At 74.6% G+C, this 25696-nt stretch carries 21 protein-coding genes; 10 read left to right on the plus strand and 11 right to left on the minus strand.

From position 1 onward, the window contains the following. Window positions 1-157: 157 nt before the first annotated feature. From glpK to OOT42_RS01805, 3 genes are all read right to left on the minus strand, one after another. Window positions 158-1681 carry a glycerol kinase GlpK gene (gene glpK, locus OOT42_RS01795; RefSeq protein ID WP_273653257.1) on the minus strand — a complete coding sequence of 508 codons (1524 nt, stop codon included), beginning with the start codon at window positions 1679-1681 and terminating at the stop codon, window positions 158-160. A gap of 30 nt (window positions 1682-1711) precedes the next feature. Then, window positions 1712-2464 carry an MIP/aquaporin family protein gene (locus OOT42_RS01800; RefSeq protein ID WP_273654761.1) on the minus strand — a complete coding sequence of 251 codons (753 nt, stop codon included), beginning with the start codon at window positions 2462-2464 and terminating at the stop codon, window positions 1712-1714. 88 nt (window positions 2465-2552) lie between these two features. After that, on the minus strand, window positions 2553-4364 hold the full coding sequence (locus OOT42_RS01805) for a glycerol-3-phosphate dehydrogenase/oxidase (protein ID WP_273653258.1): 1812 nt from the start codon (window positions 4362-4364) through the stop codon (window positions 2553-2555). A 140-nt stretch (window positions 4365-4504) separates the two neighbouring features. On the opposite strand from OOT42_RS01805, the gene OOT42_RS01810 reads away from it, so the two are divergent. From OOT42_RS01810 to OOT42_RS01825, 4 genes are all read left to right on the plus strand, one after another. Then, complete coding sequence (locus OOT42_RS01810) at window positions 4505-5515, plus strand: sugar-binding transcriptional regulator (protein WP_168677031.1); 1011 nt, start codon at window positions 4505-4507, stop codon at window positions 5513-5515. An 85-nt stretch (window positions 5516-5600) separates the two neighbouring features. Then, window positions 5601-6929: an APC family permease gene (locus OOT42_RS01815; protein ID WP_273653259.1), complete on the plus strand. Its 1329-nt coding sequence runs from the start codon at window positions 5601-5603 to the stop codon at window positions 6927-6929. A gap of 300 nt (window positions 6930-7229) precedes the next feature. Beyond that, window positions 7230-7994: a histidine kinase gene (locus OOT42_RS01820; RefSeq protein WP_273653260.1), complete on the plus strand. Its 765-nt coding sequence runs from the start codon at window positions 7230-7232 to the stop codon at window positions 7992-7994. Between the two features lie 112 nt (window positions 7995-8106). Beyond that, window positions 8107-8625: an amino-acid N-acetyltransferase gene (locus OOT42_RS01825; protein WP_273653261.1), complete on the plus strand. Its 519-nt coding sequence runs from the start codon at window positions 8107-8109 to the stop codon at window positions 8623-8625. A 27-nt stretch (window positions 8626-8652) separates the two neighbouring features. Here OOT42_RS01825 and uca read toward each other — a convergent pair whose 3' ends face one another. The 3 genes from uca to OOT42_RS01840 are packed head-to-tail and all read right to left on the minus strand — an operon-like array spanning window position 8653 to window position 13894. After that, window positions 8653-12321 (minus strand): urea carboxylase, encoded by a 3669-nt coding sequence (uca, locus tag OOT42_RS01830; protein WP_273653262.1) that lies wholly within the window; start codon window positions 12319-12321, stop codon window positions 8653-8655. After that, window positions 12318-13046 (minus strand): urea amidolyase associated protein UAAP2, encoded by a 729-nt coding sequence (locus tag OOT42_RS01835; RefSeq protein ID WP_273653263.1) that lies wholly within the window; start codon window positions 13044-13046, stop codon window positions 12318-12320. Before OOT42_RS01835 ends, uca begins: the two co-directional genes overlap by 4 nt. After that, window positions 13043-13894: an urea amidolyase associated protein UAAP1 gene (locus OOT42_RS01840; RefSeq protein ID WP_273653264.1), complete on the minus strand. Its 852-nt coding sequence runs from the start codon at window positions 13892-13894 to the stop codon at window positions 13043-13045. Before OOT42_RS01840 ends, OOT42_RS01835 begins: the two co-directional genes overlap by 4 nt. A 294-nt stretch (window positions 13895-14188) precedes the next feature. Here OOT42_RS01840 and OOT42_RS01845 point away from each other — a divergent pair, with 294 nt between their 5' ends. The 4 genes from OOT42_RS01845 (at window position 14189) to OOT42_RS01860 (ending at window position 18797) form a co-directional block, all read left to right on the plus strand. Continuing rightward, a complete protein-coding gene (locus OOT42_RS01845; protein WP_273653265.1) occupies window positions 14189-14965 on the plus strand; it encodes a TetR/AcrR family transcriptional regulator in 777 nt (258 codons plus the stop codon). A gap of 97 nt (window positions 14966-15062) precedes the next feature. Beyond that, on the plus strand, window positions 15063-16355 hold the full coding sequence (locus tag OOT42_RS01850) for a sensor histidine kinase (protein ID WP_273653266.1): 1293 nt from the start codon (window positions 15063-15065) through the stop codon (window positions 16353-16355). After that, complete coding sequence (locus OOT42_RS01855; RefSeq protein ID WP_273653267.1) at window positions 16352-16993, plus strand: response regulator transcription factor; 642 nt, start codon at window positions 16352-16354, stop codon at window positions 16991-16993. Before OOT42_RS01850 ends, OOT42_RS01855 begins: the two co-directional genes overlap by 4 nt. 211 nt (window positions 16994-17204) lie before the next feature. Beyond that, on the plus strand, window positions 17205-18797 hold the full coding sequence (locus tag OOT42_RS01860; protein WP_273653268.1) for a sodium:solute symporter family protein: 1593 nt from the start codon (window positions 17205-17207) through the stop codon (window positions 18795-18797). Between the two features lie 124 nt (window positions 18798-18921). Here the strand turns inward: OOT42_RS01860 and OOT42_RS01865 are convergent, their stop codons facing one another. Next, window positions 18922-19281, minus strand: coding sequence for a cupin domain-containing protein (locus OOT42_RS01865; RefSeq protein ID WP_273653269.1), 360 nt, complete (start codon window positions 19279-19281; stop codon window positions 18922-18924). A gap of 152 nt (window positions 19282-19433) precedes the next feature. Between OOT42_RS01865 and OOT42_RS01870 the strand changes: the two genes are divergently transcribed. Further along, on the plus strand, window positions 19434-21086 hold the full coding sequence (locus tag OOT42_RS01870; RefSeq protein WP_273653270.1) for a glycosyltransferase: 1653 nt from the start codon (window positions 19434-19436) through the stop codon (window positions 21084-21086). Window positions 21087-21143: 57 nt separating this feature from the next. Here OOT42_RS01870 and OOT42_RS01875 read toward each other — a convergent pair whose 3' ends face one another. After that, the gene (locus tag OOT42_RS01875; protein WP_273653271.1) at window positions 21144-22064 is read right to left on the minus strand and encodes an A/G-specific adenine glycosylase; all 921 of its coding nucleotides are present in this window, start codon (window positions 22062-22064) and stop codon (window positions 21144-21146) included. Between the two features lie 203 nt (window positions 22065-22267). Here OOT42_RS01875 and OOT42_RS01880 point away from each other — a divergent pair, with 203 nt between their 5' ends. Continuing rightward, window positions 22268-22897, plus strand: a complete 630-nt coding sequence (locus OOT42_RS01880) for a hypothetical protein (RefSeq protein WP_273653272.1) — start codon at window positions 22268-22270, stop codon at window positions 22895-22897. A 50-nt stretch (window positions 22898-22947) separates the two neighbouring features. Here the strand turns inward: OOT42_RS01880 and disA are convergent, their stop codons facing one another. From disA to radA, 3 genes are all read right to left on the minus strand, one after another. Further along, window positions 22948-24018, minus strand: coding sequence for a DNA integrity scanning diadenylate cyclase DisA (disA, locus tag OOT42_RS01885; RefSeq protein WP_273653273.1), 1071 nt, complete (start codon window positions 24016-24018; stop codon window positions 22948-22950). A gap of 89 nt (window positions 24019-24107) precedes the next feature. Beyond that, on the minus strand, window positions 24108-24260 hold the full coding sequence (locus OOT42_RS01890) for a hypothetical protein (RefSeq protein ID WP_273653274.1): 153 nt from the start codon (window positions 24258-24260) through the stop codon (window positions 24108-24110). Continuing rightward, complete coding sequence (gene radA / locus OOT42_RS01895; protein WP_273653275.1) at window positions 24257-25654, minus strand: DNA repair protein RadA; 1398 nt, start codon at window positions 25652-25654, stop codon at window positions 24257-24259. The genes OOT42_RS01890 and radA overlap by 4 nt, the downstream gene beginning before the upstream one ends. Window positions 25655-25696: the final 42 nt, after the last annotated feature.

Genomic DNA, 25696 nt, shown 5'->3' on the forward strand with positions numbered 1-25696 from the left:
CCATATAGCCGGAGCGTCCCTGTTCGTGGCGCTTTCCGAACGACGTCGCCCGGTCGGTCCTGCGCAGGCGCACCGAGGGCCGGGTGGCCTGCGGTCCACCCGGCCCTCGTGACGGTCGCGGCTGCCCCGGTGCCGCGACGGTCCTCCTGTGACGTCCCTACTGCACGTCGTCGTCCACCCAGTCGAAGGTCTTGGTGACGGCCTTCTTCCACAGGCGGTACTGACGGTCCCGCTCGGTGTCGTCGGCCGCGGGCTCCCAGCGCTTGTCCTCGGCCCAGTTGTCGATGACGTCCTGCTCGCCGGACCAGTACCCGACGGCGATGCCCGCGGCGTACGCGGCGCCGAGGGCGGTCGTCTCGGCGACCTTCGGCCGGATGACGGGCACGCCGAGGATGTCGGCCTGGAACTGCATGAGCGCGTCGTTGGCGACCATGCCGCCGTCGACCTTGAGCTCGGTGAGGTCGACCCCGGAGTCGGCGTTCATCGCGTCGAGCACCTCACGCGTCTGGAAGGCGGTGGCCTCCAGGGCGGCGCGGGCGATGTGGCCCTTGTTGACGTACCGCGTGAGCCCGACGAGCGCGCCGCGCGCGTCGGCCCGCCAGTACGGCGCGAACAGGCCCGAGAAGGCGGGCACGAAGTACGCGCCGCCGTTGTCCTCGACGGTCGCCGCGAGCGTCTCGATCTCCGGCGCCGACTTGATGATCCCGAGGTTGTCGCGCAGCCACTGCACGAGCGACCCGGTGACCGCGATCGAGCCCTCGAGGGCGTAGACCGGGTCCGCGTCGCCGATCTTGTAGCAGAGCGTCGTCAGCAGACCGTTCTTCGACGGGATCGGCTTCGTGCCCGTGTTGAGCAGCATGAAGTTGCCGGTGCCGTACGTGTTCTTGGCCGTGCCGACCTCGAAGCACGCCTGTCCGAACGTGGCGGCCTGCTGGTCGCCGAGGATGCCCGCGATCGGCACCCCGGGCACCATGCCGCCCTCGCGGCCCTTGCCGTACACCTCGGACGACGACCGGATCTCGGGGAGCATCGACAGCGGGATGCCCATCTCGCCGGCGATCTCCTCGTTCCACGACAGCGTGTCGAGGTTCATGAGCATCGTGCGCGACGCGTTGGTGACGTCGGTGACGTGCACGCCGCCGTCGACGCCGCCCGTCATGTTCCACAGCACCCACGCGTCGGTGTTGCCGAATGCGAGGTCGCCGCGCTCGGCCTTCTCGCGCGCACCCTCGACGTTGTCGAGGATCCACTTGATCTTCGGGCCGGAGAAGTACGTCGCGAGCGGCAGCCCGACGCGGTCCTTGTACCGGTCCGCACCGCCGCCGAGCGCCCCCAGCTCGTCGGCGATCTTCTGCGTCCGGGTGTCCTGCCAGACGATCGCGTTGTAGACCGGCTTGCCGGTCGTGCGGTCCCAGACGACCGCGGTCTCGCGCTGGTTGGTGATGCCGACGGCCGCGATGTCGCGGTACGTCAGGTTGGCGCGGGTGAGCGCGAGGCCGACGACCTCACGCGTGTTGACCCAGATCTCCTCGGGGTCGTGCTCGACCCAGCCGGCCCTGGGGAAGATCTGCTCGTGCTCCTTCTGGCCGACGGACACGATCTGGCCGCCGTGGTCGAAGACGATCGCGCGGGAGCTGGTCGTGCCCTGGTCGATCGCCAGGACGTACTGCGTGTCGGGCATGGGGGTCTGCCTTTCGGTCGGTGGCCGCGGTCAGAGGATGTAGGCGATGCCGGCGAGCCCGGCGAGGACGCCGCCGACGAGCGGCCCGAGCACCGGGACCCACGCGTACGACCAGTCGCCGCCGCCCTTGCCGGGGATCGGCAGGATCGCGTGGGCGATGCGCGGGCCGAGGTCACGCGCGGGGTTGATGGCGTACCCGGTGGGTCCGCCGAGGCTCGCGCCGATGCCGACGACGAGGAGCGCGACGGCGAGCGGTCCGAGGCCGGACGGCGTCGGGCCGAACGCGAGGACGACGAAGACCAGCACGAACGTCGCGATGACCTCGGTGACGAAGTTCCACGCGTACGACCGCAGGGCCGGTCCGGTGGAGAACACCGCGAGCTTGATGCCGGGCTCGGCCTCCTGGTCGAAGTGCTTCTTGTACGCGAGCCACGCGAGGACGGCACCGACGAACGCGCCGATCATCTGCGCGAGCCAGTACCAGAGCATGTTGCCGACCGTCGGTGCGATGGACGCGGTGACGACGTCCTCGGGACCGGTCTTGCTGAAGAACGGCTGGTCGGCCGTGAACAGGCCGATCGTGACGGCGGGGTTGAGGTGGGCGCCTGACTTGAAGGCGGTGTAGACACCGGCGAACACGGCGAGACCCCATCCGAAGTTGATGAGGAGCCAGCCGCCGCCGAAGCCCTTGGTGCCGGGCAGGATCACGTTCGCCACCACACCGGCGCCGAGCAGGATCAGCATCGCGGTGCCGAGGATCTCGGAGACGAACGCCTGGGACATGAGTGTGCCCACGGCCTATCCCTTCTGTTGACGAGACGTCGTTGTCACGTGCACCCCGCGCACGGGCCGCGGGGAGTCCGGGTCGTGCTCAGGTGCCGGCGGGACCTGCCGATCCGCGGCCGCGCGGCGAGCCCGGCTTGGTCCCGGCGCCGACGACGTCGTCGAGGCGGCGCATGGGGGCCAGGTCGGCGGCGCGCAGGCGCACCTGCTCGGCGGCCGCGTCGTCGTGCTCCTGCGCGGCGGCGTCCTCGGCCTCCGCGCGGGCGGTGTACGCGGCGATCTCCTTGCTGCGGGTCCGCTCGTCCCAGCCGAGGACCGGGGCGATGAGGTCGACGATCTCGTCGAGCGCGCCGACGCCCTTGTCCGCCTGCTCGTAGTTGAGCCGGGTGCGGTGCATCATCACGTCGTCGAGGTGCAGGGCGCCCTCGTGGCTGACGGCGTAGACGATCTCGGCGCCGATGTACGCGGGCGCGTTCTTCAGCGGCTCGGCGAGCGTCGGCTCGGCGTCGACGAGATCGATGAGCTCGCCCAGCAGCGACCCGTACCGGTGCAGCAGGTGGTCCATGCGCGGCCGGTCCCAGCCGTACCTCGCACCGATGGCCTTGGCCTGCCGCTGGAACACGCGCAGGCCCTCGGCGCCGACGAGCGGCAGGTCGTGCGTGAGCGACGGGAGGCTCGTGGCGCGCGAGCCGATCGCGAAGTCGACGGCGTCCTTCGCCATGACGCGGTACGTCGTGAGCTTGCCGCCCGCGATGACGGTGAGGCCGGGCGTGGGGGAGGCGACGGTGTGCTCGCGCGACACCTTGGCCGACGACGTGCCCTCCTTGACGTGCGGCTGCAGCAGCGGCCGCAGGCCGGCCCAGGTGCCGATGACGTCGTCGCGCGAGATCGGGCGGGACAGCACCGCGTTGGCGTGCTCGATGACGTAGTCGATGTCCGCGCTGGTCGCGACGGGGTGCACGAGGTCCTGCTCCCACGGGGTGTCGGTCGTGCCGATCACCCAGTAGCGGGACCACGGGATGATGAACAGCACCGACTTCTCGGTCTGCAGGATCAGGCCGGTGTTGCCGGCGATCCGGCTGCGCGGCACGACGATGTGGATCCCCTTGGAGGCCAGCACCCGCAGACCGCCCTCGGACCCGGCGAGGCTCTCCGTCTCCTCCGTCCAGACGCCCGTCGCGTTGATGACCGCGCGCGCCCGCACGTCGAGGTGCTCGCCCGTCTCGAGGTCGACGAGCTCGGCGCCGGTGACCGCACCGCCGGTCGTCGTGTGCAGGTCGAGCACCTGCGTGCGGCTCGCGGCGTGCGCGCCGTACGAGACGGCCGTGCGGACCAGGGTCTCGACGAGGCGCGCGTCGTCGACGCTCGCGTCCCAGTACCGGACCGCGCCGACGGCGGCGTCGTGCCGCAGGTCGGGGAACAGCCGCTCCATGCCCTTGCGGGACAGGTGCTGGTGCATCGGCATCGCGCGCTTGGAGCCGTTGACGGTGGCGAGCGTGTCGTACAGCAGGACGCCCGCGCCGACGTACGCGCGCTCCCAGACGCGGTTCTCCAGCGGGTAGAGGAACGACACCGGCTTCACGAGGTGCGGCGCGAGCGTGTTGATGAGCAGGTCGCGCTCGGTGAGCGCCTCGCGCACCAGGTGGAAGTCGAGCATCTGCAGGTACCGCAGGCCGCCGTGCACGAGCTTGCTGGACCGGCTCGACGTGCCGCTCGCCCAGTCCTGCGCCTCGACCACGGCCGTCGACAGGCCGCGCGTCACGGCGTCGAGGGCGATGCCCGCGCCCGTGACACCGCCCCCGATGACCAGGACGTCGAGCTCGTTGCCGCGCTCGCCGCTCGCGCGCATGACGTCGAGCGCGTCCTGGCGTGCCTGGACCGTCAGTGGTGCTGTCCGCATGTGGTTCTCGTCCCCCGGGTGATCTGTCTGCCTCGGATCGCTGCGCCCGTGGCCGCTCGCTATCGTCATCACGGGGCGAACGGACGCGCAACCGGGGTGCACATACGTGCATGCACAGGCGTCCGCGGGAGGAGGGGTCCATGTACGTCGAGCGGGAGCAGGACGTCCTGCGCGCGGCGTCCATGTACTACCTGCAGGACCTCAAGATGGAGGTCATCGCGCGGCACCTCGGGACGTCCCGGTCGACCGTCTCGCGGCTCATCAAACGTGCGCGGCAGGCCGGGCTGGTCGAGATCACGCTGCGCCCCGCGAGCACGCGTGCACCGGGGCTCGGGCGTTCGGTGGCCGCGACGTTCGGCGTCGACGCGTACGTGGTGCCCGTCCCGGACTCCGCGTCGCACATCGAGCGGCTCGACCAGGTGTCGATGACCGCCGCGCGTCTCCTGTCGTCGTGGTTCGACTCCGACATGGTCATGGGCGTGGCCTGGGGCACCACGCTCGCGTCGGTGTCCCGCTACCTCACGCCCAAGCCCACGCGCGGGTCGCACGTCGTGCAGCTCAACGGCGCCGCCAACATGCGCACGTCCGGCATCGAGTACGCGTCGGACCTCATCTCGTCGTTCGGCACCGCGTTCGGCGCGGCCGTGCACCACTTCTCGGTCCCCGCGTTCTTCGACTACCCCGACACCAAGCGCGCGATGTGGCGCGAGCGGTCCGTGATGCGCGTGCTCGACATGCAGCGGCGGGCCGACATCGCCGTCTTCTCGGTCGGCGCGGTGGCCGGGGCGGTCCCGTCGCACGTGTACTCGGCCGGCTACCTCGACGACGCCGACGTGCGCCTGCTCCACGACGAGGGCGTCGTGGGCGACGTGTGCACCGTGTTCCTGCGCGCCGACGGGTCGTGGCAGGACGTGCACCTGAACGAACGTGCGACCGGCCCGACGCCCGACGAGCTCCAGCGGGTGCCGCGTCGGGTGTGCGTCGTCGCGGGGGACAACAAGGTCGCGCCGCTGCTCGCCGCCCTGCGCGCGGGGGTGGTGACGGACCTCGTGGTCGACGAGCTCACCGCGACCGGCCTGCTCGACGCGGCCGAGCCCCCGCTGCCGCGCCGGACCGCACGACGCACCCCCGACGCGTCGGCACGCGCCTGACGCGCCGGGACCCGCCGGCGCTCCCCGCCACCGCGGGCCACCCGCTCGCCGTGCGGGGCCGCGGGCACGCGCTGATACTCGCTCGGTGACCGACACCGCCACCGCCCCGGACCACGTCGACGACACGCGCCTGCGGCGCAGCGTGTCCGGCCGTCTGCTGTTCCTGTTCATCCTCGGGGACGTGCTCGGCGCGGGCGTGTACGCGCTGGTCGGCGAGCTCGCGGGCGAGGCCGGCGGCATGATCTGGGTGCCGCTGCTCGTCGCGCTCGGCATGGCGCTGCTCACCGCGGCGTCGTACGCGGAGCTCGTGACGAAGTACCCGCGGGCGGGTGGCTCCGCGGTCTACGCGCAGCGGGCGTACCGGCGCCCGGTCGTGTCGTTCCTCGTCGGGTACTGCATGCTCGCCGCGGGCGTCACGTCCGCCGCGGGCCTGTCGCTCGCGTTCGCGGGCGACTACCTCGGGGTGTTCCTCGACGTGCCGGCGGTGCCCGCGGCGCTCGTGTTCCTGGCGCTCGTCGCGGCGCTCAACGCGCGCGGCATCCAGGAGTCGCTGCGCGCCAACGTCGTCATGACCGCGATCGAGCTCAGCGGGCTCGTGCTCGTCGTGGTGCTCGGCGCGATCGTGCTCAGCCGCGGCGACGGCGACGTGTCGCGCCTGACCGAGCTGCCGGAGGGCACGGGGGTCGCCGCGGCGACCCTGGGCGGCGCGCTCATCGCGTTCTACTCGTTCGTCGGGTTCGAGACGTCCGCGAACCTGGCCGAGGAGGTGCGCGACGTGCGCCGCACCTACCCGCGCGCGCTGTTCGGGGCGCTGCTCACGGCCGGGGTGGTCTACCTGCTGGTCGGGATCGTCGCGCCCGCCGTCGTCGCGCCCGCCGACCTCCAGGCGTCGAGCGGACCGCTGCTCGAGGTCGTGCGCGTCGCCGGCGGCGTGCCGCTCGAGGTGTTCTCCGTCGTCGCGCTGGTCGCGGTCGCCAACGGCGCGCTGCTCACGATGATCATGGCGAGCCGCCTCGCGTACGGCATGGCCGAGGAGGGGTTGCTGCCGTCCGTGTTCGGCCGCGTCCTCCCCGGGCGCCGGACGCCGATCGTCGCGATCGTCGTGACGACCGCCGTCGCCATGGTGCTCACCACGACGGGGTCGCTCGTCGACCTCGCGTCGACCGTCGTCCTGCTCCTGCTGCTCGTCTTCCTCAGCACCAACGTCGCCGTGCTCGTGCTCCGTCGGGACCGCGTCGAGCAGCCGCACTTCCGGGCGTGGACGCCGCTGCCGGTGCTGGCCGCCGCGACGTGCGTCGGCCTGCTCACGCAGCAGGAGGCGAGGCACTGGCTGCTCGCGGGCGTGCTGCTCGTCGTGGGCCTCGTGCTCTACGCGGCGGCGCGGATCGCGTCGCGGCGATCGTCGGGCTCCTGACGCGTCCGCCGTGGTGGCGACGCGGTGACGTGGCCCGCGCGCACCTCCCGGGTCGTCGGCCCCGGGCGGACCGCGCCGACGGTTGTCACCCGTCCGGGTGGTTCTCGTCCCGGCGCACGCGGTGACCGGCGTGTCCGGGCCGGTCGGACGTGGCGCGATGTCGGTGCTGCACGGCACGATCGGGTCATGGCCGATGGCGACGCAGTCTCACAACGCTATGACGGCGCAGGTGAGCGTGGTCATGACGCCGTCACGACGCGTCCCGGACCCCTCGCGGGAGTGCTCGCCGGCGTCGTCGGCGTGACGCTCGCGCTGTCGCCCGAGCTCCTCCTCGTCCCCGGCGGCGCCTACCTCACCGTCCCCGCCCTGCGGTCACCGCTGCTCCTCGTCGGGATCGTCGCCGTCGTCCTCGGCGTGCTCGTCGCACACCGCCACCCCGGGTGGGCGACCGTGCTGGTCCTCATGCCGTTCGCGACGACCGTCTGGACCGGCTGGTTCGTGCTCGGCTGGTGGGCCGGGCTCGTCGCCGTCGCGGCCGTCGCCGCGCACCGCGCACCCTGGCGCGCCGCCCTGCCTGCCGCCGCCGCGGTCGCCGTCACCAGCTGGTTCACGGTCTCCGACATCGTCGCGTCCGTCCCGCTCGGGTCGAGCGCCGTCGGCGACGGACGCGACGAAGTCGTGACGCTCGGCGCGATGCTCGGGCTGCTCGTCGTCGCCCTCACGGTCGCCACCGTCGGCGGGGTCGTCGACCGGCGCCGCGACCCGGTCGACACGCCCGCGGACGACCCCGACGCCGCCGAGCGTGCGCGCCTCGCACGCGAGCTCACCGACGCCGCCGCCCGCCGCATCTCGCTCGTCGCGGCACGTGCCGAGCTGGCCCCGCCCTACCGGTACCGCGACGGCGGGGCCGACCGCCGGGCCGCGCTCGCCGCGCTCGCGGTCGACGCGCGGCGCGCGCTCGGCGAGCTCCGGCACGCGCTCGTGGTGCTCGACCACGCCGACGCCGACCGCGCCGGCCTGGACAGCCGTGACGAACCGCGGGCCCGTGCGGGGGCCCTGCGCTAGGACGCGCGCGCCGGCGCCGCCGTCGGACCGGCAGCCGTGCGACGGACCGCCCACCCCGGGGGTCCATGACCCTCGCGGACGGGCAGCCGCGCGCGACGGTTACCGTGTGCGCGTGACGTCCGACCAGCTCACGATCCGGTCCGCCCGCCCGGCCGACGTGCGCGCGATCCGTGCCCTCGTCCAGCCCTACGCCGACGAGCGCATCCTGCTCGCCAAGGAGTGGGTCGGCTACTACGAGGCCGTGCAGGAGTTCGTCGTCGCCGAGGCGCCCGACGGGACCGTCGTCGGTTGCGGCGCGCTGCACGTCATGTGGCAGGACCTCGCCGAGATCCGCACGCTCGCCGTCGACCGGGCCTACCGCGGCCAGGGCGTCGGCCACCTGCTGCTCGACGCGCTCGTCGACCGCGCCCGCGGCCTCGGCCTGCGCCGCCTGTTCTGCCTCACGTTCGAGGTCGACTTCTTCACCGCGCACGGGTTCCACGCCATCGAGGGCACGCCCGTCACGCCCGACGTGTACGCCGAGCTCCTGCGGTCGCACGACGACGGCGTCGCCGAGTTCCTCGACCTCGCCCGCGTGAAGCCGAACACCCTGGGCAACACCCGCATGCTCATCGAGCTCGACCAGGCGTAGCACGGACCGCCCGGCGCGGGGCCGTCGTCACGCCGCCGTCGTCACCGCCACGGGGTCGAGGACGACGAGCACCTGACCGGGGCCCACCTGGTCGCCCGGGGTCACCGTGACGTCGACGACCGTGCCGCCGCTCGCCGCGACGACGGGCGCCTCCATCTTCATCGCCTCCAGCGCGAGGAGCTGCTGACCGGCCTCGACGACGTCGCCCGGGCGGACGTCCACGCGGAACACCGTCGCGACGAACGGCGCCTCCACGCCGTCGCAGCCGTCGGGCACGACGACCGCACCGGCGGACGGTCCGGCGAGCGCGGGCTCGGGGTCGCGCCGGTCGAACTCGCCGGCCGCCTCCCACGCCGACCGCTCGGCCGCGAACGCGTCGGCCTGCCGGGCCTGGAACTCGGCGATCGACGGCGCGTTCGCCGCGAGGAACCGCTCGTGCTCGGCCAGCGAGAACGTGCTCTCCTCGATGCGGACGTCGTGCCGGCCCGCGGCCATGTCGGCGCGCAGGTCGAGCAGCTCGTCGGCTCCCACGGGGTACCAGCGGATCGTGTCGAAGATCCGCAGCAGCCACGGGGTTCCCGGCTCGAACGGCCGGTGCCGCGCGTACGTGTCCCACACCTGGATGGTCCGGCCGACGAACTGGTACCCGCCGGGCCCCTCCATCCCGTAGATGCACAGGTACGCGCCGCCGATCCCGACCGCGTTCTGCGGGGTCCACGTGCGGGCCGGGTTGTACTTCGTCGTGACGAGCCGGTGCCGCGGGTCGAGCGGCGTCGCGACGGGCGCGCCGAGGTAGACGTCGCCGAGCCCGAGCACCTGGTACGACGCGTCGAACACCGTGCGGTACACGTCGTCGACCGAGTCCAGGCCGTTGATGCGGCGGATGAACTCGATGTTCCACGGGCACCACGGGGCGTCGTCGCGGACACCCGCCATGTAGCGCTGGATCGCCTCGCGCGTCGACGGGTCGTCCCACGAGAGCGGCAGGTGCACCGTGCGGCTCGGCACGACGAGGTCGCGCGTCGCGGGCAGCGTCTCCTCGACCTCCTCGACGACCTCGAGCGCGCGGCGCAGCGGCAGCACGTCCGGGTCGACGTGGAGCTGGAGCGAGCGGATGCCGGGCGTGAGGTCGACGACGCCGCGCAGGCCGTCGTGGTCGACGCGCTGCTGCACCGCCTCCATGAGCGCGTGCACGCGCATCCGGGACGCGAGGTCGAGGCGCATGGGCCCGTACTCGACGAGGAGGTTGTCGTCGCCCGAGCGGCGGTACGTGACCTCGGGGTCGGTCGTCTCGACACCCGCGGCGCCCAGGGTGGTGGTCGCGACCGGCGCGGTGCCGGCCGTGCGTGCGGGCCGGGCAGGCGTGCGGCCCAGGACGCCGCCGTCGACGTGCGGCGCCCGGCGCGGGACCGGGTCCGCCTGCGGGCGTCGGCGCAGGTCGTCGGCCTGCGCCTCGTCGACGGGCACGAAGCGCACCTCGTCGCCGGGCCGCAGCTGCCCGAGCTTCCAGAGCTGGCCGAGCGCGACCGTCGCGGGGCACGTGAAGCCGCCCAGGCTCGGGCCGTCGGGGCCGAGCAGGATCGGCAGGTCGCCCGTGTAGTCGACGGCGCCGACCGCGTACGGGGTGTCGTGGATGTTCGACGGGTGCAGGCCCGCCTCGCCGCCGTCGGGCCGCGCCCAGGTGGGCTTCGGGCCGACGAGCCGCACGCCCGTGCGGGCCGAGTTGAAGTGCACCGACCAGGTGGCCGCGTAGAACTCCTCGACGTCGTCCGTCGTGAAGAACTCCGGCGCCGCGTGCGGTCCCTCCAGCGCCCCGACGTGCCAGGAGGACGGGATGACGGGCCGCTCGTCGACGGGGACGGGGTGGGCGTCGGCCGCGTCGGGCGCCGGTGCGCCCAGCGGGACCAGGTCGCCGGGCCGCAGCGGGAGCCCCGTCGCGCCGCCGATCCGGCCGAGGTCGAACGTCGCCGCCGAGCCGAGCACGCGCGGCACGTCGAGCCCGCCGCGGACCAGCACGTACGACCGCATCCCCGCCGTCGGGGTGCCGATCGCCAGGACGCCGCCGGGCGGCACCTCGACCGGCTCCCACTGCGGCACCGGTGCACCGTCGAGCGTCACGGGCGTCGGCGCGCCCGCGACCAGCACCGTCGCGCCCGTGACGAACCTCAGCTCCGGGCCGGCCATCGTGCACTCCAGCCCCGGGGCGCCCTCGGGGTTGCCGAGGGCGCGGTTGCCGAGGCGGAACGACAGGTCGTCCATCGGGCCCGACGGCGGGATGCCGACGTGCCACAGGTGCGTGCGGCCCGGCCAGTCCTGGATCGTCGTGAGCATCCCCGCGCGGACCACCTCGACGCGCGGCGTCACGTCGCGGACGTGCGCGAGCGTGCCCGTGTGGTGCGCGGCGGCCGCGACCTCGGGGGTGCGGACGATGCTGCGCAGCAGGCCGAGGTTGGTCGCGACGCCGTCGAGCCGGGTGACCGTGAGCGCGTCGTCGAGCGCGGCCCACGCGGCGTCCCGGTCGTCGCCCGCCGCGACGACCTTCGCGAGCAGCGGGTCGTAGTGGGTCGAGACCTCCAGACCCGGCTCGACCCAGGTGTCGACGCGCACGTCCGCGGGCACCGCGAACGCCGTGACCGTGCCCGCCGACGGCAGGTGGTCGCGATCCGGGTTCTCGGCGTAGACACGGGCCTCGACCGCTGCCCCGCGCGGGTGCAGCGGGGTGTCGAGCGGGCTCGTGTCGCCCTGCGCCAGGCGGATCATCCACGCGACCAGGTCCACGCCGTAGACGGCCTCGGTCACCGGGTGCTCGACCTGCAGGCGCGTGTTGACCTCGAGGAACGCCGCCTCCTCGCGCTCCGCGTCGTACACGTACTCGACGGTCCCCGCGCTGCGGTACCGGACCGACGCGGCCAGGTCGCGGGCCGCGTCGGCGATCCGCTGCCGCACCGCGTCGGGCAGCGCCGGCGCCGGGGCCTCCTCGACGACCTTCTGGTGCCGCCGCTGCAGCGAGCAGTCGCGGTCGCCCAGCGTGACGACGCGGCCCAGCCCGTCGCCGAACACCTGCACCTCGACGTGCCGCGCGGCCGTGATGAGCCGCTCCAGGTACACGCCCGCGGACCCGAACGCCGCACCCGCGGTCCGTCGCACGGCCTCCCACGCCGCCGTGAGCTCGTCGGGCGTCGCGCACGCGCGCATGCCGATCCCGCCCCCGCCCGCGGTCGCCTTGAGCATGACCGGGAACCCGATCCGGTCCGCCTCCGCCTGCGCCTCGTCGAGGTCCGCGAGCAGACCCGTGCCGACCAGCATCGGCATGTCCACCGCCGCCGCGGCCGCGCGGGCCGTGTGCTTCGCGCCGAACAGCTCGAGCTGGTCCGGCGTCGGCCCGACGAACGCGATCCCCGCCGCCTCCGCGGCCCGCGCGAACCCCGCGTTCTCCGACAGGAACCCGTAGCCGGGGTGGATCGCGCCCGCACCCGTCGCGAGCGCTGCCTCGACGATCGCGTCGGCCCGCAGGTACGACTGCGCAGCGGGTGCCGGACCGAGACGCACCGCAGTGTCGGCCAGGTGCACGTGCGGGGCTCCCGCGTCGGCGTCCGAGTACACCGCGACCGTACGCAGGCCCAGGTCGCGCGCGGTGCGCAGGACGCGGACGGCGATCTCGCCGCGGTTCGCGACGAGCAGCGTGTCGAACGTCATCGGGTCACCACCATCCGGACGGGCGTCGGGTCGAAGCCGTTGCACGGGTTGTTGACCTGCGGGCAGTTCGAGACGACGACCAGCACGTCGCGCTCCGCCCGCAGCGACACCGCCAGCCCCGGGGCGGAGATGCCGTCGACGATCCCGAGCGCGCCGTCCGGGTCGACCGGCACGTTCATGTACCAGTTGACGTTCGAGACGAGGTCGCGCTTGCCGAGCCCGTGCCGGCCGCCCTCCGCGAGGAAGTTCTCGACACACGCGTGCTGCGCACGCGTGTGGTGGCCGTACCGCAGCGTGTTCGACTCCTGCGAGCACGCGCCGCCGAGGGTGTCGTGCCGCCCGCACGTGTCCGCGACGACCGTCATGAGCTCGCCGTGCTCGCAGTCGCGCAGCACCGACCCCGTCGTGAGGAACACCGAGTCCTGCGCCTGGATCGTGTCGGGCGCGCTGTAGCGCAGCGACGTGTCGTGCGCGTCGTAGACGAGGAAGTCGACCGCCTGGTTCCCGCCGAGGTCGACGATCGTCAGCACGTCGCCGGCCGCGACGACCGCGGACCACGGTGCGCGGGCCGGGACGACGTCGTCGCGCAGCACCTCCCCGGCCGGGACGGGGTCCCCGCCCGACCCGGCCGGGGACGTGAGGTCGGGCGCGGTCGTCGAGCTCGTCCCGAAGGCGTCGGTGACCGCGGTGTCGGGCGTGCCGGGCGTCGGCGTGGTCGTGGTCATGCGATCCCCCGGGCGGTGAGGTCGGCGACGGTGTTGGTGAAGGCGCGGCGGCCCTCGGGCGTGGCGGTCCAGAGCGGGTCGTCGGGTGCCGTCGGGCGGCCCGCCCACGCGAGGACCTCCAGCGGTGACGACGTGAACGCCGGGCGCGGGTCCAGCGGGTGCGCGGTGTTGGCGACGAGCAGCAGCAGCGGCACCTCGGCCCGGAGGGTGACCGCGGCGCCCGCGCCCGCCGACCCGGTGAAGTGCGGGCGGCCGTCGTCGTCGACCCGGACCCCCTGGAAGAACGACACGCTCGGCGGCAGGTCGCGGCGGGTCAGGCCGTGCTTCGCCGCCGCCAGCGCGAACAGCTCGCGGCCGGCGGGCGACGGGCCGTGCGCGTCGCCGTCGCCGTAGCGCTGCACGTTGCGGGCGCGCGTCGTCGTGCCGAACAGCGCGTCCTGATGGCCCGACGAGTCCTGCACGACCGACGCGAGCACGCGGCCCGCGTCGGACAGCAGCAGGTGGCCCGCGGTGAGGTACACCTGCCACTGCACCTTGACCGTGTCCGCGACGTTGAGCCGCTCCCACGGCCGGTCCAGCCGGTACGCGAGCACGTGCGCGCACGCGTCGCCGTCGAGGTCGGTGAGCCGGACGTGCGTGCCGCGCGCGACCGCGAGGTGCGTGTAGCCGCCGCCCGCGACGACCTCGGCGTGCACGAGGTCAGCCGGGTCGACGTCGGCCGGCGGGGTCGGCCAGGCGCTCGCGGGGAGCGTCGGCATGGCCTGGACCCGGCCGTGCGCGGCGGCCTCCTGGGCCCGGGCGTGCGCGCGGGCGCCGGCGGTCGTGCCGGTGTCGTCGACGGTCGTCATGTGGGGCTCCCGGGTTTTCTGTCGTCTGACAGAAACAGCGTCGCGACGGCCTGTTCCCCGCCGATCACCACCCCGTAAACGTTGCGTTACGCCGCCCGCACCCCCGGGACGACGGACCCGTGCCGACGGTTCACCGGCCGCGGATCGACCTCGACCCGGGCGTCGTTGCCGCATTTGCGGCCGTACCGGTCACCAGACCCGGGTCGGCGCTCAGGGACGGCCGTCGAGACGGCCCGTCGGGAGCGTCCCGTCGCGAGCGGGCACCTCACGGGCCGGTGGTACGTTCCCCAGGCCATGGGACGCAGACCGGGACGACCACGCGCCACCGGCGACCCGCACGAGCAGCGGGACACCCGGCAGGACGTGCTCGACGCCGCCGCGGCCCTCTTCTGCACCGTCGGCTACGCCGCGACCAGCACCCGCGCGGTCGCCGACCGCGCCGGCGTCCGGCAGGCGTCGATCTACCACCACTTCACGAGCAAGGACGCGATCCTGCGCGAGCTGCTGCTCGGGTCGGTCCGCCCGTCGCTCGAGCTCGCCGACAACCTCGCGACCGCCGCCGACGCCCCGCCCGCCGCACGGCTCTGGGCGCTCGCGCACGCCGACGTGCTGCTGCTGACGACGAGCCCCGTCAACGTCGGCGCGCTCTACCTGCTGCCCGAGGTCGACGGCGAGCAGTTCGCCGAGTTCCACGCGCTGCGCGACCGCCTGCGCACGCGCTACGACGACCTCGCCGCCCAGGTCCTCGCCGGCGGAGAGCCCGCCCCGGCGGGAGGTGCTGCGGCGACCGCACGCGACGACGCGGCGCAGGAGGCCGCGGGTCCGCGTCACCCTGCCGGTCCGGCACCCGACGGCGACGTGGGTCCGCTCGTGCTCGGCCTGGTGGAGTCGGTCATCCTCCGCCGCCGAGCCGGCGAGGCGCTCGCCGCGTCGGTCGCCGCGTCCGTCGCCGACGGCGTGCTGCGGCTCGCCGGGTGCGACGCGGCCGCCGTGGCGTCGGCGCGTGCGACCGGCTCGGCCCTCACGACGCCCGCACCCGCACCCGCGCGCCCGCCCGGCCGCGAGCCGTGACGCCGACCCCCGACCCGTCCTCCGCCGCGCGACGGAGACCCGGGTCCGCCGCGCGAGCGTGGCGCAGCACCGCCCCCGACGCGCACCATCGACTCTCGTGACCACCGCCTCGTCGTCCGACGCCCCGGTGCGGCAGCCCGCCGTCGCGGCGGCGCGACCCGACGCCGCAGCCCTGCGACGGCTGCTGCCGGCAGCCGTCCTCGCCGCGATCGTCGTGGCGTTCCTGCTCAGCAGCCCGACGGTGTCGCGGCTGACGTTCAGCGAGACGGGGCAGTGGACGTCGTACGCGGTGGAGCCCGCCGTCTCGTCGGGCCTGATGTTCGGCGGCGCCGTCGTGGTCGCCACGGGCATCCTGCTCGCCCGGCGGCACCCGGTCTGGGCGACGGCCGTCACCCTGCTGCCGTTCGTCTCCTACCCGTGGGTGGGCTGGTGGGCGTACGGCTGGTTGCTCGGGCTCGTCGCCGTCGCCGTCCTCGCGGCCGTCGACCGGCCGCGGCGTGCGGCCGTGCCGGCGTTCGCGGCGGTCGCCGTCGCCGCCTGGTACTGCGCGTCGCCGGTCCTGGCCAGCGTGCCGATCGGCGTCACGGACGCCGGGTCGGGGCTCGGGTTCCGCGCGTACACCTTCGTCGCGCACGCCGTGGCCGTCGCGGCCGCCACGAGCCTCGCCGCTGCGGCCGGGTCCGCGGCGCGCAGTCGCGCACGGACCCGGGACGCCGCCGCACAGGAGCAGAACGCACTCGCCGTGGCGTCCGCCGTCGCCGAGCGTGCGCGGCTCGCGCACGACCTGCACGACGTCGTGGCGCACCACGTCTCGCTCGTCGTCGTCCGCGCGGAGAGCGCGCCCTACCAGCACCCGGGACTCGACGACGAGGCGCGCGCCGTGCTCGCCGCGGTCGCTGCCGACGGCCGCGAGGCGCTCGCGGAGCTCCGGCAGGTGCTCACGGTGCTGCGGCGCTCGGAGGGGCCCGGGCTCGCGCCGCAGCCGGGTGCGCGGGACGTGGACGCCCTCGTCGCGGCCGCGCGGGACGCCGGGCAGGAGGTGCGGGTGACGGGCTCGTGGCGGGACATCGACGAGCCGACGGGCTACGTGCTGTACCGCGTCGTCCAGGAGTGCCTGACGAACGCGCGCCGGCACGCGTTCGGGGAGCCCGTCGACGTGCAGCTCCGCAGCGACGCGCGCGGGGTCGGCCTCCTGGTCCGCAACGCCGTCCCGGAACCGGTGCGCGCGGTCGTGCCCGGCCGCGGGCTCGTCGGGATGCGCGAGCGTGTCGAGGCGCTCGGGGGTCTGCTCGACGTGCGCACGGTCGGCGGGCAGTTCGTGGTCGAGGCCCTGCTGCCCGACGGCGCGCCCGACGACCGGCCGGGCGCGACACGCGGCGGCCGCGCATGACGCGCGTCGTCGTCGCGGACGACCAGCCGGTCGTCCTGCAGGGGTTCGCGGCGATCCTCGGGTCCGCGCCCGACCTGGAGGTCGTCGGCACCGCCGCCGACGGGCGCGCGCTGGTCGAGCTCGTCGCGCGCACCGAGCCGGACGTGGCCGTCGTCGACGTGCGGATGCCCGTGCTCGACGGCATCGCGGCGACGCAGCAGGTCGTCGCGCGCCACCCGGCGACCCGCGTCCTGGTCCTCACGACGTTCGACCTCGACGAGTACGTGCTGGACGCGCTGCGCGCGGGTGCGAGCGGCTTCCTGCTCAAGGACGTCACCGCGGAGCGCCTGGTCGAGGCGGTGCGGCTCGTCGCCGAGGGCTCGATGCTGCTGGGCCCGAACGTGACGCGCAGGCTCGTCGAGGACTTCTCGCGGCGCGTGCGCCGCCCGTCGCCCGAGTTCGACACGTTGACGCCGCGCGAGCGTGACGTGGCGCTCGCGGCGGCCCGCGGGCTGTCGAACGCGGAGATCGCCGGCGAGCTGTTCATCGGCGAGTCCACGGTGAAGACGCACCTGTCGGAGGTGCTGCGCAAGCTGCGGTGCCGGGACCGCGTGCAGCTGGTCGTCACGGTGCACGAGGCGGGGCTGCTCGGGGACTGAGCGGCCGGTCCTCGCGTGTGCGCGCGTGTGCGCGGTCGCTGCGGGACGGGATTTAACACAGCCGTTTCGTCCGTGCAGCGACGCGGACACAGCCCGGGTGGTCAATGAACCTGTCGAGCGACAGAAACTCCTCGGCACGCGCTCGTGACCTGGCCACCGCGCCGACCCGGGAGAGCAGCCCGGCGCCGCCGCCGTCCCTCCCGGAGCCACCATGATCATCGCCGGAGTCGGGCTCTCCGTCCTCGCCGTCGTCCTCGTCGGCATCCTCGTCGCCCGCAAGGTCGACGGGGACAGCGCCAACTACCTCGTCGCCGGCCGCCGGCTCGGCGTCCCCCTCGTCGCGGCCTCCCTCATGGCCGCCGCGGTCGACTCCAACGCGACCGTCGGCAACACCGACCTCACCTCGTCGTTCGGCTTCTGGGCGGGCACGTCGCTCGCGCTCGGCCTCGCGATCTGCCTCACGCTGACGGGCCTGTTCCTCGCGAAGCCCATGCACCGCCTGAAGCTCTTCACGCTCGGCGACTTCTACCGGATCCGGTACGGCCGGGGCGTCGAGATCGCCGCGTCGGTCCTCATGATCTTCGCGTTCGCGATCCTCATGGCCGGCAACCTCGTCGCCTGCGGGTTCCTGCTCGAACGGTTCCTCGGGCTCGACTACACGGTCGGCGTCGTCCTCGCCGTCGTCCTGGTGCTCGTCTACACGATCGGCGGCGGGATGTTCTCCGACGCCTACACCGCCGCGATCCAGATCGCGATCACCGCCGCCGCGACCGTCGCGCTGCTGTGGTGGGTCGGCTCGACCATCGGCTTCCAGATCGACCCCGGCATGGGCCCGTTCGACCTCGAGCAGCTCACGTCGACCGACGCGGGAGCACCGATCAACTGGGCGACCCTCATCTCGCTGGGCATCGGCGACATCGTGGCCATCGACTTCATGCAGCGCGTGTTCGCGGCGAAGTCCCCCGAGATCGCCCGCCGGTCTTGCTTCACCGCCGCCGCGGGCACCGCGATCGTCGGCGTCGCGTACGGCCTCGTCGCTCTCACCGCCGTCTCCGTCCTCGGCATCACGACCGTCGACGGGCCCGTCCTGTTCACGCTGCTCGACGACTACGCGCCCCCCGGGCTCGCGATCCTCGTGCTGTCGGGCATCGTCGCCGCGTCGTTCTCCACCGCGTCCGGCGCGATCCTCGCGACGTCCGCCGTCGCCGTCCGCAACATCTTCGGCGTCCGCCGCGTCGTCGACACGCCCGGCGTCAAGGACCCGCTGCTGCGCTGGACCCGCCTCGCGATGATCCCGATCGTGATCCTCGGGGTCACCGTCGCGCTCGAGGTCGCCCAGACCGGCATCCTGCTGACCCTCGCGTTCGACCTCATGCTCGCGGCGCTCGTCGTGCCGTTCCTGCTCGGCCTCTTCTGGAAGCGCGGCGGACGCGACGCGGCCGTCGCCGCGATGGTCGTCGGGCTCACCGTGCGGCTCGGGCTGTTCGTCCTCACGCCGACGATCTACGGCGTGCCCAACGACGTGCTCTACGTCCCGAACGACCTCGTGCCCGCGACGTTCGACGGCTGGCCCACGATGTACGGCGCCGTCGCGTCGCTGCTCGCGTACCTCGTCGTCGCGTTCGTCCGGCCGCGGTCGGTCGCCGAGGAGGCCTGGGCCCTCACCGACACCGCCCCGGCGACGACCGAGCCCGAGCCCGCCGTGCCGGCTGCGGTCACGTCGCAGGCGCACGACGCGCCGACGACGCCCGTGGTCCGGACGACCGACCCCGACGTGGGCGACGGCCTGCCGTCCCCCGCCTGACGCACGGCCCTCGGCCCGTCCCCGTCGCCCCCGCCGACGCACGCGCCCTCACGCACGCCTCCGACCCTCCGGACGTGCGTGCGGGCGCGTTCGGCGCTCGGAGGACGGGGACCGGGCCGGTCGATCAGTCGGGGGTGCGGTCGGTGAAGGGTTCACCGAGGTCCAGGTCGCCCGACGTCTCGACGATCACCAGGACCGCGTCGGTGACCGCCCACGTCTGGTGCATCTCGCCCGGCTCCCAGACGACCAGGGTGCCCGGACCGGCCGCGACCCGCGGCCCGTCGTCGGTCTGCACCTCGACGTCGCCCGACACGACGCCCAGCACCTGCCGCCGGACCGCCCGGTGCCGGCCGATCGTGCCACCCGCGTCGAGCCGCGCGACGTGCACGCTCGTCGCACCGGTCGTCGGCGGGACGGCCTCGAGCAGCACGCCGGCGCTGTCGAACCGGTCGAGGGGGTAGCGGACGACGTCGACGAGACGCATCGGGACCTCCGGAGGGCGGGGTGCGGCTCGTTCGGCGCCGCGGCACGACTATCGCCCGCCGGGACGCGCACCGCCCGACGGCACGCCGTCGCCCGCCACGGCACGCGCCGCACTAGCCTTCCCCTGTCGGACCGCCTGGTCAGGAGGCTGGCATGGCGCGACGCACGGGGTCGGCTGCGCTGCCGACGTACCGGCGCATCCGGCGGCTGGGCTGGACGTCCGCCGCCCTGGTCGGCGCGGCCGTCGCGCTGCTCGTCGTCGGAGGCCTGCTGCTCACGACCGACGGGTTCGACGGCATCCTCACGACGCGGGCTCTCGAGGTGGGTGTCCCCGACGTCCTCGTCGTCCGGCTCCCCGGCGGCGCCGTCCTGGTCGCGGCCGCCCTTCTCGTCGTCGCGCTCGTGCTGCTCGTCGCGTCCGTCGAGGTCGCGGAGGCGTCGCGTGTGCTCGCCGAGCGAGGACGGCTCGAACGCGCCGCGGGCGAGCCGCAGCCCAGCCCGCGGCGGACCGGGGACGAGCCGCACCTCGCGTCGGCACGGCAGACCGCGCACCCCGACCGGCCGCTGCGGATCACGGTCCTCATCCCGGCGCACGACGAGGCGACGACGATCGGTGCGGCGATCGAGAGCCTGCGCGCCCAGCACCGCCCGCCCGACGCCGTCGTCGTGGTCGTCGACAACTCGGTCGACGCGACCGCGAGCGTCGCCGAGGCGTACGGCGCGCGCGTCGTGCTCACCGTGGGGAACACCGGGCGCAAGGCCGGCGCGCTCAACCAGGCTCTCGACCAGCTGCTCCCCGTAACCGGCCCGGACGACGCCGTCCTCGTGATGGACGCCGACACCGCCCTCGTGCCGGAGTTCCTCGCCGTGGCCGAACGGCACCTGCGGGCCGCGAAGGACGCCGTCGGCGGCATCTTCGTCGGCGAGGCCGGCTCCGGGCTCGTCGGGCAGCTCCAGCGCAACGAGTACGTGCGGTACGCGCGGACGATCGCGCGGCACCGGGGGCGCCGCGTCATGGTGCTGACGGGCACGGGCACGCTGTTCCGCGCGGACGCGCTGCGCACGGTCGCCGCCGAGCGCGGGTCGCTCGTCCCCGGCCGTCCCGGGCAGGTGTACGACCCGTTCGCGCTCACCGAGGACAACGAGCTGACCCTCGCGCTCAAGACGCTCGGCGCGCGCGTCGTGTCGCCGCGCGAGTGCCGTGCCGTCACCGAGGTCATGCCGACGTGGGGGCACCTGTGGCGTCAGCGCATCCGGTGGGACCGTGGGGCGCTGGAGAACCTTGGGGCGTACGGCCTCACGCCGACGACGGCGCGCTACTGGGTGCAGCAGGTCGGGCTCGCCTACGCGACCGTCGCGGTCAACCTGTACCTGCTGGCGGTGCTCGTGCAGTGGCTCGCGACCGGGCGGCTGCTCTTCGGGCTCGGGTTCTGGACCGCGGTCGGGGTGCTGTTCGTCGTCGAACGGCTGGTCACCGTCTGGCGCGTCGGGGTGCGCGGGCGGCTGCTCGCGCTCCCGCTCGTCGTCGAGCTCGCCTACGCCGAGCTGATCCTCGCGGTGTTCGTGCGCAGCATCGCCGACATCCTCGCGGGCAGGCGCGCGCAGTGGGGGCACGTCGACCGCGCCGGCCTCGCGCGGGGTGCCGTCGTGCTGGCGCCTCTCGCCGCGATCCTGTGGGAGCCGGTCATCACGGAGTCCACGCTCACGACGCCCTGGTTCCAGACGCTCAGCACGGTCGTCGCGGTCAACACCGCCGTCTTCGCGACGCTCGCGCTGCTCAACCTGGTCCCACGCCGCCAGGCGTGACACGACGGCGCCGCGTCATCTCGCCGGTGCGCCGGACGGGACGGCCGGTCCGTGGCGTCACACCGGAAGTCGGTAGGTCGGCGGGTCGTCGTCGCTGCGCCCGGGGACGCGGACGACGAGACCGTCAGCGACGAGCGCGTCGACGCACCGTGCGCGCTGCACGGCGTCGGGCCAGACGGCGTCGACCGCGTCCTGCGGCACCGGGCCGATCGCATCGCGCAGCAGCGCCATCACGCGCCCGCGCACCTGCCGGTCGGTCCCCGCCCACGCCTGCGTGCGCCGCCGGCCCGCGTGCTCGTCGACCGGCCGGCCCGACGCCCGCCACGCGCAGCGACCGGCGACCGGGCACGCGTCGCAGCGCGGCGACCGCGCCGTGCAGACGAGCGCCCCGAGCTCCATCGACGCCGCCGCCCACCGCGCGGCGCTCGCGTCGTCGTCGGGCACGAACGTCTCCGCGAGCCGCAGCTCCGCGACCGTCTGCGCCGGGGCCGGCAGCGCGACCCCCGCCCCGACGCGCGCGATCACGCGCCGGACGTTCGTGTCGAGCACCACCGACCGTCGCCCGAACGCGAACGCCCGCACCGCCGCCGCCGTGTACGCGCCGATCCCCGGGAGCGCGAGCAGCGCCGCCTCGTCGTCCGGGACCTCACCCCCGTGCCGCTCGACGAGCGCCCGCGCGCACTCCTGCAACCGCAGCGCCCGCCTGGGGTACCCGAGCCGGTCCCACGCGCGCAGCACGTCCGCGGTGCTCGCGGACGCGAGGTCCGCCGGTGTCGGCCAGCGCGTCATCCACGCCCGCCACGCCGGCTCGACCCGCACGACCGGCGTCTGCTGGAGCATGACCTCGCTGACCAGGACGCCCCACGGTGTGCGGTCCGGTGCGCGCCACGGCAGGTCACGCGCGTGCGCGTCGAACCACGCGACGACGTCGGCGCGCACGGCGTCGGCGTCGGGGGTGGAGTCGAGGGTCGCGGTCACCCGGTCATCCTCCCCGACACCGCCGACGCCGCCGACGCCCGGGGGCGGCTGCCCGTGCGCTCGCGGGCGCTCGGTGCGTCTCGGCCCGCGAGTCGGGCACGGCCCGTGCCGGTCGCAGCCGTACTGTGGTCGCGCGCCGGGCCGCCTCGCTGCCACCGAGCCCCGGCCGCCACGAGGACCGACCAGCCGACCGAGGGGGAGCGATGGGCGTCGTCCGGCCCGCGGGCCCGCTCCCCGCCCGGGTGTACTGGGTGCGACGCGTCGTCGTCCTCGGGATCCCGCTGCTGCTCGTCGCGCTCGTCGTGTGGCTCGTCGCCGGACGCGGCTCCGCGACGGGCCCGACCGACGCGGCCCCGGAGGACACCCCGTCGTCCCAGCCCGAGACCCCGGTGGCGCCGGCCGCCGACGACGAGAAGGACACCGACGACCCGTCCGGCGTACCCCCGGACTGCACCCCCGAGGTGCTCGCGCTCGCGATCGCCGCGACCGCGGAGTCCTTCCCGGAGGGCACGAGCCCGACGTTCACCGTGAGCATCACGAACACCGGCTCGCAGCCGTGCGTCGTCGACGCGGGCGACACGCAGCGGGAGATCGTCATCACCTCCGGCGTGGACCGGGTGTGGTCGTCGAAGGACTGCCCGGTCGCGGGCAACGAGTCCCGCGCGCTCCTGCTCACGGGCGGTGCGGCCGACGAGTCGACGCTCGCGTGGAACCGGGTCCGCTCGGCGCAGGGGTGCCCGGCCGACCAGCCGACCCCAGGCGCCGGCACCTACTCCGCGGCCTTCACGCTCGCGGGTGCGACGGCCACGCCGGTCGTCTTCGGCCTGGGCTGACCGGCACGCCGGCCCGGACCGCTCCGCGGCCGGGCTGAGCGCCGAACCGGCTAGACGTACCGCTCGAGGATCGACGACTCCGCGAGCCGGGACAGGCCCTCGCGCACGGCGCGTGCCCGCTGCTCGCCGACGCCGTCCACGGCCATGAGGTCGTCGATGCTGGCGGCGAGGAGCTTCTGCAGCCCGCCGAAGTGCGCGACGAGCCGGTCGACGATCGTGCCGGGCAGGCGGGGGACCTTCGACAGCAGCCGGTAGCCGCGGGGGCCGGCGGCCGCGTCGAGGGCGTCGCCACCGCCGGGCAGGCCGAGCACGCGGGCGATGTGCGCGATGTCGAGCAGCTCGGTCGACGTGAGCTCGCCGAGCGCGGCGAGGACGGTGTCGACGTCGCGGCGGTGGGTGTCGACGTAGTCGCGGATGACGAGGGCGCGGTCGGAGCCGAGGCCGCCGACGAGCTCGTCGAGCTGGAGGGTCAGGAGGCGGCCGTCGGTGCCGAGCTCGACGACGTAGCCCTCGATCTCCTCGGAGATGCGGCGGACCATCTCGAGCCGCTGGACGACGGTCGACACGTCGCGGACGGTGACGAGGTCCTCGATCTCGAGCGCGGACAGCGTGCCGCTGACCTCGTCGAGCCGGGCCTTGTAGCGCTCGAGGGTCGCGAGGGCCTGGTTGGCGCGGGACAGGATGGTCGTGGAGTCCTCGAGGACGTGCCGCTGGCCGCCGACGTAGAGCGCGATGATCCGCATGGACGCGGACACCGAGATGACGGGGAAGCCGGTCTGCTTGGCGACGCGCTCGGCGGTGCGGTGGCGGGTGCCGGACTCGGACGTCTCGATCGTCTGGTCGGGCAGCAGCTGCACGGCGGCGCGGACGATGCGTTCGCCGTCGACGACGACGGCACCGTCCATCTTGGCGAGCTCGCGCAGGCGGGTGGCGGAGAACTCGACGTCGAGCTCGAACCCGCCGGAGCAGATGCTCGCGACGAGGTCGTCGAAGCCGAGGACGATGAGGGCGCCCGTGCGGCCGCGCAGGATCCGCTCGAGGCCGTCGCGAAGCTCACCGCCGGGGGCGACGGCGGCGAGGGTGGACCTGAGCAGGTCGTCGGGGGCGTGCGAGGTCGGCACCTGAGCATGGTAACGAGCCGTGTCGAGCGAGTTCCGGACGACCCGCCTACCGGGCACGACGAGTGCGGACGTCCGCCCGTTCGCCGCGCTCACAGCGCGGGCGGCGTGCGGTGGTCGACGACGGCCGTCGAGACGCGGCAGGCGGTGCACCGCAGCCAGTGCACGGTGGTGTCGACGTCCGGGCGCAGCGCGAGCGGGTGCGGGTCCCACTCGACGTCGCGGTGCTCGCAGTCGCCGTTCACGCGCCGATCCCGGCGGCGCTGACGGCCTGCGCGAGGTCGCCGACCTGGAGCACGCGGATGCCGTCGGGCGGGGCGACCCCGTCGAGCGACCCGGCGGGCACGACGGCCCGCGTGAACCCGAGCCGCGCAGCCTCCGACAGCCGTCGCCCGACGCCGGACACGCTGCGGATCTCCCCCGCGAGCCCGACCTCGCCGACGGCGACGAGCCCCTGCGGCAGGGCGGTGTTCTCGCGCGAGCTGACGGCGGCGAGCGCGAGCGCGAGGTCGGCGGCGGGCTCGACGACGCGTGCCCCGCCGACGGTCGACACGTAGACGTCCTGGTCGGCGAGCCGCGCGCCGAGCCGCCGCTGCAGCACGGCGAGCACCATCGCGAGGCGGGACGAGTCGACGCCGCTGGTGGTGCGGCGCGGGTTCGGCACCGCGGACGGCGCGACGAGCGCCTGCACCTCGGTCGCGAGCGGCCGTCGGCCTTCGAGCGTGACGGTCAGGCACGTGCCGGGGACGGCGGCGTGCGCGCGGGACACGAACAGGCCGGAGGGGTCGGCGAGCCCGACGATCCCGTTCTCGGACAGGTCGAAGCAGCCGACCTCGTCGGTCGGGCCGTAGCGGTTCTTGGTCGCGCGCAGCAGCCGCAGGCGCGAGTGCCGCTCGCCCTCGAACTGGCAGACGACGTCGACGAGGTGCTCGAGCGTGCGCGGTCCCGCGACGGAGCCGTCCTTGGTGACGTGCCCGACGAGCACGACGGGCAGGTCGCGCGACTTCGCGGCGGCGATGACGGCGGCGGTGACCTCGCGGACCTGTGCGACACCACCGGCGGTGCCCTCGACGGCGGCGGACGCGATGGTCTGCACCGAGTCGAGGACGAGCAGGTCGGGGTCGACGACCTCGATGTGGCCGAGCACCGTCGCGAGGTCGGTCTCGTCGGCGAGCAGCAGCTGCTCGTGCAGCGCGCCGACGCGTCCGGCGCGCAGGCGGACCTGCCCCGCGGACTCCTCGCCCGTGACGTACAGGACGCGGCGGCCACCCCGGGCGGCGCGCGCGGCCACGTCGAGCAGCAGCGTCGACTTGCCCACGCCGGGCTCGCCGGCGAGCAGGACGACCGCGCCCGGGACGATGCCCCCGCCGAGCACGCGGTCGAGCTCGTCGACGCCCGTGGGGCGGGCGCGCGCGGCCTCGACGTCGATCTCGCTGATCGGCCGGGCGGGGGAGCGGGTCGGGGCCGTCGCGACCGTGCGCGGTGCACCGCCGCCGGGCCCGAGGTCCTCGCTCACCGTGCCCCACGCCTGGCACTCGCCGCACCGCCCGACCCACTTGGTGGCCGTCCAGCCGCACTCCGCGCAGCGGAAGCCGGGGCGGGCGCTGCGGTCGGCGCGCTTGGTGGTCGTCGTGCTCACGCCGGGCACGGTACCGACCCCCACCGACACGACGGCCGTCGA

The sequence above is a fragment of the Cellulomonas fimi genome, from assembly GCF_028583725.1.
Classification (GTDB): domain Bacteria; phylum Actinomycetota; class Actinomycetes; order Actinomycetales; family Cellulomonadaceae; genus Cellulomonas; species Cellulomonas fimi_B.